This is a genomic window from Lentilactobacillus kisonensis DSM 19906 = JCM 15041, assembly GCF_001434135.1.
GTDB lineage: Bacteria > Bacillota > Bacilli > Lactobacillales > Lactobacillaceae > Lentilactobacillus > Lentilactobacillus kisonensis.
Map to the genome: position 1 here is coordinate 48,266 of NZ_AZEB01000013.1, position 14,923 is coordinate 63,188.

General features: G+C 42.9%; 17 protein-coding genes. 1 reads left to right on the top strand and 16 read right to left on the bottom strand.

Annotated elements, in window-relative coordinates:
- Window positions 1-12: 12 nt before the first annotated feature.
- The 16 genes from FC98_RS08085 to cobD are packed head-to-tail and all read right to left on the bottom strand — an operon-like array spanning window position 13 to window position 13,681.
- Complete coding sequence (locus FC98_RS08085; RefSeq protein WP_008858133.1) at window positions 13-336, bottom strand: energy-coupling factor ABC transporter substrate-binding protein; 324 nt, start codon at window positions 334-336, stop codon at window positions 13-15.
- Window positions 333-1,085: an energy-coupling factor ABC transporter permease gene (locus tag FC98_RS08090; protein ID WP_008858134.1), complete on the bottom strand. Its 753-nt coding sequence runs from the start codon at window positions 1,083-1,085 to the stop codon at window positions 333-335. The genes FC98_RS08085 and FC98_RS08090 overlap by 4 nt, the downstream gene beginning before the upstream one ends.
- A 13-nt stretch (window positions 1,086-1,098) precedes the next feature.
- Window positions 1,099-1,800 carry a cobalt-factor II C(20)-methyltransferase gene (locus tag FC98_RS08095; protein WP_056949426.1) on the bottom strand — a complete coding sequence of 234 codons (702 nt, stop codon included), beginning with the start codon at window positions 1,798-1,800 and terminating at the stop codon, window positions 1,099-1,101.
- A 9-nt stretch (window positions 1,801-1,809) separates the two neighbouring features.
- Window positions 1,810-2,577 (bottom strand): sirohydrochlorin cobaltochelatase, encoded by a 768-nt coding sequence (locus FC98_RS08100; protein ID WP_008858136.1) that lies wholly within the window; start codon window positions 2,575-2,577, stop codon window positions 1,810-1,812.
- The gene (gene cobA, locus FC98_RS08105) at window positions 2,549-3,970 is read right to left on the bottom strand and encodes a uroporphyrinogen-III C-methyltransferase (RefSeq protein ID WP_008858137.1); all 1,422 of its coding nucleotides are present in this window, start codon (window positions 3,968-3,970) and stop codon (window positions 2,549-2,551) included. The genes FC98_RS08100 and cobA overlap by 29 nt, the downstream gene beginning before the upstream one ends.
- On the bottom strand, window positions 3,967-4,719 hold the full coding sequence (cobK, locus tag FC98_RS08110; RefSeq protein ID WP_056949427.1) for a precorrin-6A reductase: 753 nt from the start codon (window positions 4,717-4,719) through the stop codon (window positions 3,967-3,969). The genes cobA and cobK overlap by 4 nt, the downstream gene beginning before the upstream one ends.
- Window positions 4,716-5,441 carry a precorrin-3B C(17)-methyltransferase gene (gene cobJ / locus FC98_RS08115; RefSeq protein ID WP_056949428.1) on the bottom strand — a complete coding sequence of 242 codons (726 nt, stop codon included), beginning with the start codon at window positions 5,439-5,441 and terminating at the stop codon, window positions 4,716-4,718. Before cobJ ends, cobK begins: the two co-directional genes overlap by 4 nt.
- 3 nt (window positions 5,442-5,444) lie before the next feature.
- Window positions 5,445-6,512, bottom strand: coding sequence for a cobalt-precorrin 5A hydrolase (locus tag FC98_RS08120; protein ID WP_008858141.1), 1,068 nt, complete (start codon window positions 6,510-6,512; stop codon window positions 5,445-5,447).
- On the bottom strand, window positions 6,490-7,272 hold the full coding sequence (locus FC98_RS08125; RefSeq protein ID WP_040471957.1) for a cobalt-precorrin-4 methyltransferase: 783 nt from the start codon (window positions 7,270-7,272) through the stop codon (window positions 6,490-6,492). The genes FC98_RS08120 and FC98_RS08125 overlap by 23 nt, the downstream gene beginning before the upstream one ends.
- 6 nt (window positions 7,273-7,278) lie before the next feature.
- A complete protein-coding gene (locus FC98_RS08130) occupies window positions 7,279-7,836 on the bottom strand; it encodes a decarboxylating cobalt-precorrin-6B (C(15))-methyltransferase (protein ID WP_008858143.1) in 558 nt (185 codons plus the stop codon).
- On the bottom strand, window positions 7,826-8,428 hold the full coding sequence (locus FC98_RS08135; RefSeq protein ID WP_040471968.1) for a cobalt-precorrin-7 (C(5))-methyltransferase: 603 nt from the start codon (window positions 8,426-8,428) through the stop codon (window positions 7,826-7,828). Before FC98_RS08135 ends, FC98_RS08130 begins: the two co-directional genes overlap by 11 nt.
- A complete protein-coding gene (cbiD, locus tag FC98_RS08140; RefSeq protein ID WP_056949429.1) occupies window positions 8,425-9,552 on the bottom strand; it encodes a cobalt-precorrin-5B (C(1))-methyltransferase CbiD in 1,128 nt (375 codons plus the stop codon). Before cbiD ends, FC98_RS08135 begins: the two co-directional genes overlap by 4 nt.
- Before the next feature lie 13 nt (window positions 9,553-9,565).
- Complete coding sequence (locus tag FC98_RS08145) at window positions 9,566-10,219, bottom strand: cobalt-precorrin-8 methylmutase (RefSeq protein WP_054655097.1); 654 nt, start codon at window positions 10,217-10,219, stop codon at window positions 9,566-9,568.
- Window positions 10,220-10,236: 17 nt separating this feature from the next.
- Complete coding sequence (cbiB, locus tag FC98_RS08150) at window positions 10,237-11,223, bottom strand: adenosylcobinamide-phosphate synthase CbiB (RefSeq protein ID WP_054655096.1); 987 nt, start codon at window positions 11,221-11,223, stop codon at window positions 10,237-10,239.
- Window positions 11,210-12,580 (bottom strand): cobyrinic acid a,c-diamide synthase CobB, encoded by a 1,371-nt coding sequence (locus tag FC98_RS08155; protein WP_008858149.1) that lies wholly within the window; start codon window positions 12,578-12,580, stop codon window positions 11,210-11,212. Before FC98_RS08155 ends, cbiB begins: the two co-directional genes overlap by 14 nt.
- A gap of 15 nt (window positions 12,581-12,595) precedes the next feature.
- A complete protein-coding gene (gene cobD / locus FC98_RS08160; protein WP_008858150.1) occupies window positions 12,596-13,681 on the bottom strand; it encodes a threonine-phosphate decarboxylase CobD in 1,086 nt (361 codons plus the stop codon).
- 465 nt (window positions 13,682-14,146) lie between these two features.
- Between cobD and FC98_RS08165 the strand changes: the two genes are divergently transcribed.
- Complete coding sequence (locus tag FC98_RS08165; RefSeq protein ID WP_008858152.1) at window positions 14,147-14,722, top strand: cob(I)yrinic acid a,c-diamide adenosyltransferase; 576 nt, start codon at window positions 14,147-14,149, stop codon at window positions 14,720-14,722.
- The last annotated feature ends 201 nt before the right edge of the window (window positions 14,723-14,923 follow it).

A 14,923-nucleotide genomic window follows, 5' to 3' on the forward strand; every position in this document is an offset into this window, starting at 1 on the left:
CAGCGAATTATCTTATTTCTTGCCACTCTTCTGGTCTTCAATTTGCCGCAACGCTTTCTTCTTGCCACGGGCACTACCAATGATGTAGGCAATAATTCCCGTTCCTAAGCTTCCCTGAACAGTGAACAAGAGGCTTTCAATTTCACCTGACGGCGGCGTCCATAATGGATGAGCCCAAACTTTGTAACTTGGGTCAAATTTCTTAATTTGTTCAGTTCCTTGATCATCACTACCAGCAAAGCTACCGCCCTTAGCCATAAAGAATGGCACAATTATTAAAATAAGCACAGCTAATAGTAAGATCAAATTTTGCTTTGTTTTTGATTTTGTTTTCATCCTAGGCTGGCCTCCTTCCAGAGGTTGTTGCTAATAACTAAGTTGTACACAATCACGGTCAAGAACCCTTCGGCGATTGCCAACGGGATCTGGGTAACGGCGTAAATCCCGAGAAATTTAATGGCTGCTCCCAAAACCCCACCATTAGGATCGGGGAAAACAACGGCTAGTTGAAATGACGTCGTAACATAAGTTGACCAATCAGCAAGCATTGCACACAGGAATAATGACACGGAACGATTAACCTTGAATGCCCGACAAATTTTATATACCGCAAATCCAACAAATGGACCGACGACCGTCATCGAGAAATTATTGGCACCTAAAGTTGTCAAGCCACCATGGGCTAGCAATAAAGCTTGAAATAATAGCACAATCACCCCAAGAACTGACATGACTCCGGGACCAAACATCACAGTTCCAAGACCAACCCCAGTTGGATGGGAACATGAACCCGTAACGGATGGCATTTTCAGTGACGACAACACGAAAACGAAAGCCCCACAGAGCGCCAACATGACTTTAGCGTTCTGAGTTGATGATTTCACAATTTTATTCATCCGGTAAAGACCATAAACAAAGAACGGGGTGGAGACTGCAAACCAGAAAATACACCATTTTGGCGGCAGCATCCCCTCCATAATATGCATTGCACTCGCATTCGTTGGATACAGCAAATAGGCAATAAATGAAAAACTACTTAAGGCAACCGACGTAATTGTCAATTTCTGTTTTGTCGCATGATCCATAACCCGTTCCTCCTTAAAATCTAAGCTGCTTTTTAATCAGCACCGTTGAAAAATACGGTACTTTTTCTGAAATATCCATCTCTGAAAGTTTCCTGGTCTTTTCACTTTCAAGCGAAGCGTCAGTTACTAATAAGGCATTACCGAGGAGTTCTCTATCGCTCAACAATTTATAAACAGCCTCAAACTTGGTCGAAACCTTCATCACGATAACGTTGTCATTAACATCCAGGGCTTGACTAATCTTGTCTAATGGCGCGGTCGCTGGAATCACTTCTAACGATTCATCATCAAGGGTCAACGGAATTGAAACCTCCGCCGCAATTTGACTATAAGACGAGATGCCAGCAATTGTTTGAACCGGAACGCTATCTCTCACGATATCTGCTAAATAACTATAGGTGCTATATACAGACGGATCGCCAAGGGTGATAAAGCCAACTTCCATCCCCGCCTTTGCATCCTTCGTTATTTCTGCCGCAATTTCGTTCCAACTCTGTTGCTTTTCTTCCAAATTGTGCGTCATTGGGAAATGACGGCGCTTAATTGTCAATGAATCGGTAAAGTATGGTTTGGCAATTTGTTCCGCAAAACTCAACCCACTTTTATGAGCTTTTGGCGTATACAGTACGTCTAATTTTTTGATCGTATTAACCGCTTTGACAGTTATCAATTCACTGTCACCGGGTCCGACCCCAATTCCATAAAACGTTCCCATGAGTTCCTCCTACATAACGGTTTTTAAATGATCGATATACATTTGCTGAATTTCTGGGTACTCACCCAAACCAATGAACTTGGCATCCGCGGTTATCCCATGTGCTTGCAACTTAGAACTCCAAGATGTTGGCGAATCAGACTCCATATCGTGATGGGCATGATTACCAGCGACCATCATCAGCGGTTGTAGAATAACGTGCTTGATGCCGTCATTCACTAAACGGTTAATTTCAAAATCAATATCCGGATAACTTTCAACCGCACCAACATAATTGCCAGATCCCATCAGCATGTGATCTAGGCAAGCATAAGCAGTAAAGGCACTATCGGCTGTCCCGTGGCCCATTAACAACAATCCAGAATGAGTCGGCTTATCAGGATCCATGTGCTTGATAAATTCAACTAACCGCTGATAATCGGCAAATGTCTTTAGCAAAGGAGACCCAAGGACAATCTTCTTAAATGCTCCTTGAAATTTTTCAACCTCCGCTTTAACCATGTCGTATTCAATTCCAGGGATGAGGTGCAATGACTGAACAAAAACGTCCTCAAACCCAGCTTCGTGAATCTTGGTTAAAGCTTCTGCTGGTGTGTCAATTTTGATTTGTTCGTTTTTTTGAATTCGCTTAATCACCACGTTCGATGTAAATGCCCTAAAGACTTTAGAATCTGGGAAAGTCTTCTGAAAAGCTGCTTCGACGGCCCCAATTGATTTTTGCCGGGTCTTTGGATAAGTCGTCCCAAAACTAACGATGAGAATTGCTGATTTTGCCAACTCTTTTGGCCTCCTTTAAAGTTTGTAAAACTGATTGATACGAGGGTTCCGTGCGAATAACGTTACCTAAGCCGAGTGCCTGACATCTTTCAGCAACTTGAGTTCCCATGGCCAAACAACGTAGGCCCTTTACGCCCATCAATTGATCTTGATTGAGACTTGAAATCAATTCAGTCACGCTCAACGAACTTGGAAAAACAATTGTTTGATAATCAGCAAAGTCAATGGTCTGCTCAACTGGCACCCGTTCATAAGTTGCGAGCGGGTGAAGCAGCTCAGACACCGTTACTTCGGCCAACTGATGCCGTTCACCAATAACGTAGGTGGTTGACTTCAAATGACTTAAATTCTCACCAACTTGATCAGCCATGATTCCAGCCAATTTCAGATGCTGAGCAATCACCTTATTCTTGGCAATGATCTTCCAACCGGCCAAGTGTCGTTGGTCTGCACCCTCAGCGATTATTTTTTCTTGAAACGACTGATAAGCACTAATGTCGTAAACCAACAGAGACGCCGGCTTAGTTAAATCGGGTAACTGGAAATCTAGTTGCCGGGATGCACCTCGCTGGAAGAAACCAACGGAAGCTCCGGCATCCTGTAGCTGGCTAAATAGCCGCGACTGTAGTTTATACGGAACCAAAATGTGCTGACCAAATAGCGCTGGCTTGGGTTGAAGCGTTTTCATCAATTCAGCAACCTTCCCCACCACAATTAATGCTGGTGAGCCAATTTGCTCTTTTGTCACCACTTCGGCAATATGAGTTAAATCCGATAATACTGATCGTTGGTTCCAATGGGTTGCCCACTGAATAACGGCAACCGGCGTCTGTTGATCCTTACCATTCTTAATGAGATTATCAACAATGTTCTCCAACTGCTCCATTCCCATCAAGAAAACCAGCGTTCCCTCTTGATGAGCAATGTTAGGCCAATCAAGTTCTTCACCCGTCTTTTTACGATGGCCGGTAATCACATGAAACGACGATGCAAAATCCCGGTGAGTGATTGGAATCCCAACCGCTCCTAATCCAGCAATGGCACTGGTAATTCCCGGAACCACTTCATAATCAACGTGATTAGCCTTTAGAAATTGACTTTCCTCACCACCGCGGCCAAACACGTATGGATCACCTGCTTTAAGCCGAACAACTCGTTTCCCCTGGTTGGCCAGGGTTACCAGCAAGTCGTTAATCTTATATTGGCTGTATTTATGATGATGGGGTAACTTACCAACATCGATTGTTTCAGCGGTGGTTTCCATTAATAAAGCAGGATTCACGAGGCGATCATATAGAATCACATCAGCCTCAACTAGCCGACGCTTAGCTAATAGTGTCAATAATTCTGGGTTGCCTGGCCCCGCCCCAACTAAGGATACAAATCCACTCATTGTGTTACCCCCAATCTTGCTTTTAAATCATCAAACGAAGACGTCACCACGGGATAGGCAACGGCTGGCCGTTTAATAACCAGGCATAAAATCTTCAAGTTCTGACAAGCTTGAATCTTTTCTTGAAGACCGCCACGACGACCACTTTCCTTAGTAACAACCGTTTTTGCGTTGGTTCGCTTGATGAGTTCTACGTTGAGGCTTTCTGAAAAGGGTCCCTGAATGGCGTCAATTTGATTAGCGTGATATCCGGCTTCAGTGAGCAATCCCATTACCCGTTGCGTTGGCAGTACCCGAACATGGAGACGATCAACCCCCAGCTTGGCCGCAAAATCAGCAGCTGTCTTGCTGCCGGTTGACAAGTAAATATTGCCGGGACGATGCTGCAGAAGCGCAATTGCCGCATCCATATCAGCAACAACTTTCAAGAACGGTCCTTCTTCGTGCATTTGCTGGCGTTCAAACCGAATATATGGGATCTGATCTTGCTTCGCAGCGATAATCACATGAGTTGAAATTGACCGAGCAAACGGATGAGTCGCGTCAATCACTAATGAAATTTGATGAACCTGGAAAAAATTGTGAAACTCATTAGGTAAGATTGCCCCCATATGGACGTTCTTAGCATGCTGTCCCGCCAATTCAGCGCCATACTCAGTTGTTACTGACAGAATGAATTCTTGATGTGATTTAGTTAGCATATCAGCGATGGTTAAGCTTTCACTGGTTCCGCCAAGCAACAAAATCATAATGTATAGCCCCTTGGGGTAATCATCCTGCCGTCAGCAACGTATGTATTTTTGTTGCCGACAATCACAATGGTGGTCATATTAATCTCAGTTTCGTCTAAATCCTTGATAGTCGTAATCTTGTCAATCTCATGTTTGCGGGCAACGTCCTTACCAATTCCGACAACCGTATCTTCCGATTTATACTTCAAGATAATATTGAGCGCTTCCCGTAAATTGTTGGGACGGCCCTTGCTACGTGGATTGTATAGACAGATTACAAAATCTGATTTAGCCGCTGCATCTAGTCGATCTTTAATCACATCCCACGGCGTCATCAAATCGCTTAAGCTGATATGGCAAAAATCATTCATCAGCGGTGCCCCCAGTGCAGCAGCCGCAGCAATACTAGCGGTTACGCCAGGGATTACTTTGATATCGACATGTTTATCTTCCTTAGCGGCCATTTCCAAAACTAAACCAGCCATACCATAAATACCGGCATCCCCACTAGAAATAATGGCAACATCCTTACCAGTTTCTGCAATTTCAATTGCTTTTTTGGATCGTTCAATTTCACCGCGCATCCCAGTGGTTACAATGTCTTTTCCCTTGATCATGTCTTCAACTAAGTGAATATAAGTAATGTAGCCGACAATTGTATCAACCTTTTTGATTGTTTCAATTGCTTCTTGAGTCATTAACTGTTGTGAACCTGGTCCTAATCCAACAATGTATAGCATATTTTAATCATCCTTTTTAAGTATTAGTTTACTGACGGCCATCGTGACCTCGTTAGCTGAAAATCGTTCATTCACCGTTCGGCTCCCTGAAGCAAATTCCGAAGCGGCATTTGCGACGTTGCCAACCCCAACCGTTTTAGCAACAAAAGCCGACTGTTCATAATGAGCTGCCGTACTTTGAAGTTGTTCAGCCGAATAAAAGGCGGTTGGAACTCCCAAGCAGTCTGCCAAATAGTGAATGGCGTTTTCATGTTCTTTTTTCTGAATTGAAACAACTTTACAAATTGAGTGCCAGTTGAGCTGCTGCTGATCACAGAACGTCACAAACGCGTCCTGCATCATTTTGTAACTCACATCCCGGCGACTGCCTACGCCCAATACATTAACCTGGGGGACGATCTGGAGAGAATTTTGTCGTTTTGGAACGCCGCTCTTGTCCGAAATAATGACGAGCGGGATTTCCGTTCGCTGCTGATCAATTTCATCAATGACTTCAAACCCATTAAATTGATTGACGATTCCCCGAAAATCCGGATCGATATACAGCAATAGTGGCTTACCCTCAACGAGTCTCGTATTGAACAGCTTGGTATTATATTTAAACTCTGGATACCAGCCATGATAGCGTTGCGCTAACGTATCAATTGCTTGAACGTCTTCAGTGTCCGTAGCAGTTGTGATAACTGGATCAGAATTAAGTAAGCTGGCTAGCCGCTTTGTCAAAGCATTTGCGTGACCAACATGGCCTGATAAGAGACTAATCACGTGATTGGCTTTTTCATCCATTACAATGACAGCCGGATCAACGGTTTTGTCTTTCATTAGCGGTCCAACCTTACGGACAACAATGCCAGTCGCCATGATACAGACCAAACAGTCGGCCGTCTTAAAGACATTGGTAAACGCTTGGGTAAAGTCACCCTTGGCAAAAGTGTTATCACCATTTGAGCCATATTTTTCAGGTACCAAAGCTTGAGTTTCAGGAATCAAATCCTGGACTTTTTCAGCCATCTTAGTCCCAGGACCAGTTAGCGCCAAAATACAGATATTAGTCTTTCTTTGCTGTGGCATTTTTAATTCCTTTTCGGTAAGTATGGGTAAAGGTTGGATCATACAACTTAGAATAAGTGTATTTATCACCCAAAAATTCACCAACCATGATTAAAGCCGTTCGTGAAATGCCGGCCTTGCCCACCTTATCGGCAATGTCTCCCAGTGTTCCCTTGACCATCTTTTCATCAGGCCAAGTTGCTTTGTAGATCACTGCAGCAGGCGTTTCGTCAGTGTACCCACCGGCAATCAACTGCCGAACAACCCGACGAATACTTTGAACCGATAGGAAAATCACCATCGACGTATGATGCTGAGCAAGTGACGTCAACGACTCATCTTCAGGCACTTTGGTCCGCCCGGAAATTCGGGTGATAATGACACTTTGAGCAATTTCTGGAACTGTGTACTCAACCCCCATCTGTGAAGCAGCACCAAGAAATGAACTGACACCCGGGATGCATTCATACTCAATGTCTCGTTTCTTTAATTCCTCAACCTGCTCTCTAATTGAGCCGTAAATTGAGAAATCACCCGTCTGCAACCGAACAACTGATTCATCTTTCTTAACCGATTCAGCCATCTTGGTAATGATATCGTCCAAGGTCATCGAAGCGCTATCAAATTTCTGCGCACCAGGCTTGCAATAATCCAGTAATTTTGGGTTAACTAATGACCCCGCGTAAATCACAACGTCCGCCTCTGCTAATCGCCGATATCCTTTCAAGGTAATTAAATCGGGATCGCCAGGGCCTGCACCAACAAAACTAATAATACTCATCATCTATCATCCTTTCGTGGAACTTAATACAATACTTGGGTTATGATGCTTGAAATAGTGGCCCTTACCAAGCGCATGCCACTTTGAAACGTCAACTTGGGTCATTTCCAAATCATTGACGTTCTCAGCCATTAATACTTGGTAGGCCGTCATGGCATTCTCAATCAAAATAAAATTCAGAACCAATGCCCCGCCCTTTTTCAAATGTGCCAGACAATCGGTAATAATCTCTTTTAAATTTGAGCCACTACCGCCGACAAAGATCGCATCAAAATCTTCGTCTGGAATTCCTTCTGGGGCATTTGTTTTAATTAAGCTGATATTCTCAGTATGAAATTGATTGATATTTTTGGTCATAATATCAATGGCATCAGGATTCTTTTCAATTGAGGTCACTTGCAGATCAGGAAATTCTACCGCCGCTTGAATACTGACACTACCAGTGCCGGCACCAACATCTAGCAAATTTGATTTCCCATTGAGTTGCAGCTTATCAATACTGACGGCCCGAACTTCCGCCTTGGTCATTGGGACCTTGGTCCTTAAAAATTCTTCATCCTTCATTAGTTATAATCACCACGTTCATATCATATTTGCGATTCTCAACGGTCTCTTCGTTAAAGCGGGAGACTCGTTCATTTGGGTAACTTAACATCTCACCAACATAAATCGTCCTGTGCAGATTGCGCTGCTTGATTGCATCAGCAATTTGAATGGGACCAATAACTGCATCAGTCACCATCCCTACCGTTTTGTGACGTAATAAAAAATCAAAATCTGGCACCCTACCGTGGCTACTGGTTAGATAACAATCATTCATGGATAACCCAATTTGGTGAAACATATACTGGATTGAGCTAATTCCTGGGACAATCTTGACCATCTTTGGATCAAAGTTTGCTAAGACCCAGTTACCAATCCCATACAACAGCGGATCGCCAGAAGCTAGCAACGCAATGGGCTTTTCAAAATTTTCACAGATTATTTTTTTGAGAACGGCCAGTCTCGTGAAAACCACTTTTTTTGCGGGAACAACCTTAAAGAGGCTCAATTGGCGTTCAGAACCAATCACAATCTCTGCTTTGTCAATGATCTCTTGGGTCCCAGATAACATCAGTGATTTCTTACCCGGACCAATTCCAACAACCGTTATCATTTCCATCGCGCTCCAATCTCATCGACCGGAATTGTTGATCCCAAAACTCCAGATGTATTTGAATAAATAACCGCATCAATATTAACGTGGGGATCACGGTGGGCAATGTATTTTTCGGAGCGCTCCTTAATTTTATCGACAATCACTTGCAAGACTTGCTGATAACCCTCATCCTCAACAACTTTTAACATCGAAATTGTCGTCAAGCACTTATAAACCTTCTTGAGCATCTCTGTCGGAGCCCCTAGCAAGGCCAAATTGGCGACCATAATCTCTGCGCGGGCATCCGCATCCTTACTATGGGTTGAAAAGATTCCGCCCGAAACCTTAATTAACTTACCAAGATCACCAACGATCAATACCCGTTTAAACCCGATCCGCTGGGTTTCTTTTAAGACATACCCAACGAAATTACTCATCTGAACAATTTTTTCAGCCGGCAGTCCTAATTTTTCTTTGGCAAATGCTTCCCCCGCATCTCCTGGGGTGAGGATAATATCGGTGTCTCCCCGTTTTTTATGAATGTTCATTTCAATCGAAATTGACGCCTTCCAACTATCTTCAGACATTGGCGTCACAATTCCGCTCGTGCCAAGAATTGAGATGCCACCGACAATGCCCAGCTTAGGGTTATAGGTTAATTTTGCGACCCGTTCACCCTCTGGCGCAGAAATAATCACATTTGCCCCCCGATCCGGGCCAAGCACCTTCCGAACACTTTGCTTGATCATTTTGCGTGGGGTCGGATTAATTGCAGGCATCCCCGGCTTATTAGGTAATCCCTCTTGGGTAACTCGGCCAATTCCTTGACCACCATCAAGATGAATCTCGTTATCCGAACGTAAACTGACGGTTGAATAAATCAACATGCCATCGGTTGCATCCTGATCATCACCACCATCCTTCTTAATTGCAACGGCAGCTTTATTTTTATCAAAGTCACATTTTTCAATCGTAAACGTGGCAGTTTGTCCGTTCGCCGTTTGCACACTAACCGCAGCCTGTTCTTCCTGCTTTAGTAACGCTGTCAATGCCGCTACTGAAGCTGCGGTTGCGGTAGTTCCGGTAGTGAATCCCTTTCGGAGCTTGCGGCCGTTATAGAACACAAAATCATCATCTGCCATGAAACTCGTCACCTCACTTAATTAAATCAAGATTATAAATAATTGCGTTGGTTAAGGCCGCAGCCAGGTTGCTGCCGCCCTTTCTACCAACCGCGGCAATTGCTGGAACATCACTATTAACCAGTTCATCCTTGCTTTCCTTTGCTTCAACAAAGCCAACCGGAACACCAATCACCGCTGCAACCGTTAAACGATTTTCTTTGATCATTTCAAGAATTTTGTATAGCGCAGTTGGTGCATTTCCAACGACAAAAACCTTTTCAGTTGGCAATTCAGCGGCAACTTCAATGGCTGCCATTGATCGGGTAATTCCCTTTTTATTTGCAAGTTCCCGTACTTCTGGATCACGAATGAAGCAATGATAGTTAACGCCCAGCTGGTCTAACTTCCGTTTATTAATGCCGGACAACGCCATCGTTGTATCCGTAATAATCGTGCCATGATTCATAATCGCATGCTTAATGTGTTTAATTGCATCGTGCGTGAACCTTAAGCTATGCATATAATCGAAATCGGCGGTCGTATGAATCGCCCGCTTGATAATTTGTTCTTCAATGGGTGAATTAAACGTGTAATTAGGATCGATTTTATCGATTTCATCTTGGATCATCACAAAGCTTTTTTCGGTAATCTTATTTGGAATCGTAATGTACTTCTCGTCTGCCATTATTTCTAACTCCTTTGTTATGCGTAAAAGATTAGTGCAAGTGAGGTGATGGCTAGTAACCCAATGATTGCTGCCGCGTACAGCATATGAATGGTTTCTTCGATTTTGCCGACGGTAGCTTCCTCGGGGTCTGGCACAATTGTTCCAATATATGGCTTATTAACTAATTCACCAAAATAATAATGGGGACCGCCTAGTTTGAGCTTCAAGGCCCCAGCAACCACCGATTCTGAAAAGCCACTGTTTGGGCTACGATGGTTTTTACGATCATGAATCCCAACTGAATAGGCTAATTTACTGTCGTATCCCAACAGCGCACAGGCCGCTAATAGAAATAGCCAAGTTAACCTAGCTGGGATAAAGCCAACCACATCATCAATTCGAGCTGAAACCATCCCAATATCGCCATATTTTTCGTTTTTGTAACCAATCATCGAATCTAACGTGTTAACTGCTTTATAAGCAATTCCCAATGCTGGCCCACCAAGCAATAGATAGAAGAGCGGCGCAATCACACCATCACTGGTATTTTCCGCAATTGTTTCAATCGTCGCCTTACAAATTTGGTCTGCCGATAAACTTTGAGTATCTCTACCAACGATCATTCCAACTTGGTAACGGGCTTTATCAAGGTCTCCAGCATTCAAACTAGCCATAATTTTATGGCTTTCAACCGCCAACCCTTTAATGGATAAGCAGGTATAGCAAAGATAGGCACCCACGATAAATTGAATGGCACTAACTGCTTGAACCGGCACAAACGTGATTAACGAAATTGCCCAAAAAATCAGAAGAACCGCTGCGAACGACCCGCCAACAACAATTATCCAAATAATTAAGCCAAAGCATTTCTTTAATCCATGAGTATATGTCGGCCGATTCAAAACCTTAGTAAGAATCGCAATTAATTTGCCCATCAATTTAACTGGATGCGGCCATGTCGGCGGATCTCCCAGAATAGCGTCAAGGACAAAGCCGCAAAGAACCATACTAACGATTTGCATTTTCCATTGCCCCTAAGTTTGTTAATAATTGATTGAAAAGTGCTGGATTTTGATAAAAATGAATGTGGAGATAACTGGCAAACGTATTATGAACCTGGTAACCTCCAGACCATTGCTGCGTCACCTTGCCATCAATTACCTTTCTCATCTGGAGCACTGGCTTAAGCTCATCATTGGCCGTAAAGACCGAATGATGAAATTCATGTCCCCGCACCTGAGCCCCCCTTTTAGCTAAAACCGTGTCCCTTACCGGTTCTGCAAAGCAATAACCAAATCTTCTGAGACGCGACGTCATTTTACTAGTGCCGTTAAGCACGCCAACCATCGGATATGAATGTGAGCCATCAACTAACTGCTTTGCTAGGTACATCAGCCCGCCACATTCCGCGTAGATTGGCATGCCATCGTCAGATGCTTGTTTGATTGCAGCCTTCATCTGTGTATTTGCGGCTAACTCCGGCCCAAATTCTTCGGGATAACCACCGCCTAAATACAGAGCATCAACGTCCGGCAATTGTTGATCGTGCAGCGGACTAAAAAATGTGAGTGCCACGCCAACCCGTTTCAATAGATCCAAATTATCCTCATAATAGAAACTGAAAGCATCATCATAGGCAACCCCCAGCTTTAAATGAGCAGGTTGATAACCATTCGGAACAACCGCGGGGGCATCGTCAACCTTCATCAATTCAACAAGCTTATCTAGGTCAACGTGGCTTTCAATAAGTTGCCCCAACTTTGCAATTTTTTCATCCACTTGAGGCAACTCGTTATCAGGGACTAGTCCTAATTGACGGGATGGCAAGCTAATTTCATCACAATGGGGTAAATACCCCAAGACTGGCACCCGGTCGTATTTCTCAATTGCGGCTTTAATCAAGCTAAAATGATGATCAGATTTCAAATTATTGATAATAACGCCAGCAATGTCGACTTCTTGATCGAAAACTTGGAATCCTTTAACAATAGCGGCAACGGATGTTGATGCAGCATGACCATCAATCACTAAAATAACTGGTAGTCCCAGCATTTTAGCAATGCTTGCCGTGGAATGACTATCCTTATCAATTCCAAGGCCGTCATACAAGCCCATCACGCCTTCAACTAATCCAATATCAATGTCAGCCGTATTTCTTTTAAATAAATAGGTGAGGGTCGCTTGATCAGGAACTAAAAAATTATCAATATTGCGGGAATCACGGCCAACAATCCTAGAATGAAATTTGGTATCAACGTAGTCTGGACCCACTTTGTAAGGCTGAATGCGGTACTTTTTGCTTAACGCTGCCAATAAACCTAGAACGACACTCGTCTTGCCAGCACCACTCGTTACGCCAGCTACTAAAATCTTTTTCAAGTTGTCTCACTTCCTCTAACTAACGGGATTTACAACGACTGCCCTTAAAGCAGCCACTAGTTGTTCATTTTCGGAATGGGAGCGAACCGCAACCCGATAGTAATGATCGTTAAGCCCGTAGTAATCGACACAGGATCGGATCATCATTCGCTGGTGCCACAGTTTTTCCCGTAAATTCGGAATGTCACTTTTAATTAAGTAATAGTTCGCAAATGAGTCAAATACCTGTAGATTTGGTAATTGCTGGAGCTCATCAAACAACCATGGCTTCTCCGAATTCAACCATTGATAAGTAGCATCAATGTACTCATGATCCTCATACATATGTTGCCCAAAATGATCTGCCAATGTATTAACGGACCACGGTTCAGCTTGCGTTTGCAATGCTTGTTGAAGCCGTTGATTCTTAGTGACAGCGAATCCCAACCGCAGACCGGGAATGGCAAAGAACTTAGTTGCAGAACGTAAGATAATAACCGGTAATTGCTCAGTTAAATGATTAACAAAGCTCCATTTATCATGATCAACAAAATCCATGAACGCTTCGTCAATAATCAGCCACTTATGTTTGTCAACACAATAGTTAGCAATCCTTTGCATGTCAGTTGGCTGAATAATCGAACCAGTTGGATTGTTGGGATTACAAAGACAAATCAGGTCGATATCTACTTGGGCCTCTAGATAACTAATCAAATCATCGGCATCTAGTTGAAATCTGTTCTCGGCCTTTAAATAATAATGGTCAACTGCCATGCCTGACCGGGTAAACGACCGCTCATATTCGCCAAACGTCGGTGCCAAGACCAAGGCTTTCTTTGCCTGAACAGCATTGGCAGTATCAAAAATCATTTGGACAGCGCCATTGCCCACCATGACGTCGTGGCTCGAAACATTAAAGTGTGTCGCGATTGCCCGCTTCAAATCCGGGTACTCCGGATTAGGATAATAAACAATTTGATTGAGTGATTGTTGGAGAATTTCTAATAAATGTTTTGACAACCCAAGTGGATTAATATTGGCACTAAAATCAATCATTTCGTTAGCTGTTATGCCTAACCTACTAGCAATTTTTTCTCGATTACCACCGTGAATAACTTTCATAATTCTTGCTCCAATTTTTAATTGTCTAAAAAGAGATTTTCTAAATATAGCAACATTGTGAAACCTCTTTCATGTCTTTCCAATTCAAAATATACACTACAAAGCCCCTCTCGTACAAGGCATCTGGGCCAACCGTCTCGGTTTGTGGAATAATTAACTAAGAAACGTTAAAATTTGTTAAATATCTTCAATCACATTGGCGCAATCCCACTTTGTCCGCAAAAAATTGTGCAAAATAATGATAGTCACATCATTCGCCTGCCCTTTTCAAGGGGATTAAAGAAACCGATTACATTTTTTTGTATCGCCTAACGATTAAAATACCAACTACCCTCCGATAAAAATAATAGTTTTTCTCCTTTCTCCCTAAAAACATCACTATCTTATTCATTTCACCTATATGGCAGCCAACAAATCACATTTTTACGGTATGATAGCGGTAACTTATAAAAGGACTGATTATAAATGAAAATCTACACAAGAGCTGGTGACAAGGGGCGAACGCAAATTATTGGCCACCAGATTGTCTCTAAGGATGATGCCCGGGTAGAAGCATATGGCACAACGGACGAACTAAATTCATGGGTTGGTTATATCATCTCAATTCTCACGGCTCAAACGACCGAACTCGCTGACGAACTTGAAGAGATTCAGCAATTATTATTTGATGTTGGCAACGATCTTGCAAATCCCTCAGAGAAATCGCATCGGGATTACAAGTTTGATCCGCAAACCGCCGAAGAAGCAACTAAGTGGTTAGAAGGAAAAATCGACCGATATACGCAAGCTGCTCCTCAAGTCAAAAAGTTTATTCTGCCTGGTGGTTCCCCAGTAGCCGCTGCGCTTCAAGTTGCTAGAACGGTAACTCGCAGAGCGGAACGCCGAATTGTTACTTTAAAAGCTCAAACGGCTATTAATAATGATGTCATGGGATTCATCAATCGCTTATCGGATTATTTCTTTGCGGCTGCAAGGTATGCTAATTATTTGGATAAACGCAAGGAAATTACCTATCGAAACAGTAAACTGATATTCAGATAGGTTTGTTAATCCCACGTCTGCCAGTTAAAGGACCATAAATATAGAAAAGGATTTACTATTTAAGCGGGTCCTTTTTATGGTCAGTTTTCATAGCTAACAATCATCATCCAAAAAACACTTCCAAATTAGTTTCAGAAAAAAATCATTTTCTGGACTATTGGAAGTGTTTTTAGGTATGATTGAAGTGATTAAAAGGTGATC

What these genes read in the sequence shown, in the direction of transcription:
- FC98_RS08085 (WP_008858133.1), bottom strand. Translation starts at nt 336, where the DNA reads ATGAAAACAAAATCAAAAACAAAGCAAAATTTGATCTTACTATTAGCT.
- FC98_RS08090 (WP_008858134.1), bottom strand. Translation starts at nt 1,085, where the DNA reads ATGGATCATGCGACAAAACAGAAATTGACAATTACGTCGGTTGCCTTA.
- FC98_RS08095 (WP_056949426.1), bottom strand. Translation starts at nt 1,800, where the DNA reads ATGGGAACGTTTTATGGAATTGGGGTCGGACCCGGTGACAGTGAATTG.
- cobA (WP_008858137.1), bottom strand. Translation starts at nt 3,970, where the DNA reads ATGAGTGGATTTGTATCCTTAGTTGGGGCGGGGCCAGGCAACCCAGAA.
- cobK (WP_056949427.1), bottom strand. Translation starts at nt 4,719, where the DNA reads ATGATTTTGTTGCTTGGCGGAACCAGTGAAAGCTTAACCATCGCTGAT.
- cobJ (WP_056949428.1), bottom strand. Translation starts at nt 5,441, where the DNA reads ATGCTATACATTGTTGGATTAGGACCAGGTTCACAACAGTTAATGACT.
- FC98_RS08120 (WP_008858141.1), bottom strand. Translation starts at nt 6,512, where the DNA reads ATGCCACAGCAAAGAAAGACTAATATCTGTATTTTGGCGCTAACTGGT.
- FC98_RS08125 (WP_040471957.1), bottom strand. Translation starts at nt 7,272, where the DNA reads ATGAGTATTATTAGTTTTGTTGGTGCAGGCCCTGGCGATCCCGATTTA.
- FC98_RS08130 (WP_008858143.1), bottom strand. Translation starts at nt 7,836, where the DNA reads ATGAAGGATGAAGAATTTTTAAGGACCAAGGTCCCAATGACCAAGGCG.
- FC98_RS08135 (WP_040471968.1), bottom strand. Translation starts at nt 8,428, where the DNA reads ATGATAACGGTTGTTGGAATTGGTCCGGGTAAGAAATCACTGATGTTA.
- cbiD (WP_056949429.1), bottom strand. Translation starts at nt 9,552, where the DNA reads ATGGCAGATGATGATTTTGTGTTCTATAACGGCCGCAAGCTCCGAAAG.
- FC98_RS08145 (WP_054655097.1), bottom strand. Translation starts at nt 10,219, where the DNA reads ATGGCAGACGAGAAGTACATTACGATTCCAAATAAGATTACCGAAAAA.
- cbiB (WP_054655096.1), bottom strand. Translation starts at nt 11,223, where the DNA reads ATGCAAATCGTTAGTATGGTTCTTTGCGGCTTTGTCCTTGACGCTATT.
- cobD (WP_008858150.1), bottom strand. Translation starts at nt 13,681, where the DNA reads ATGAAAGTTATTCACGGTGGTAATCGAGAAAAAATTGCTAGTAGGTTA.
- FC98_RS08165 (WP_008858152.1), top strand. Translation starts at nt 14,147, where the DNA reads ATGAAAATCTACACAAGAGCTGGTGACAAGGGGCGAACGCAAATTATT.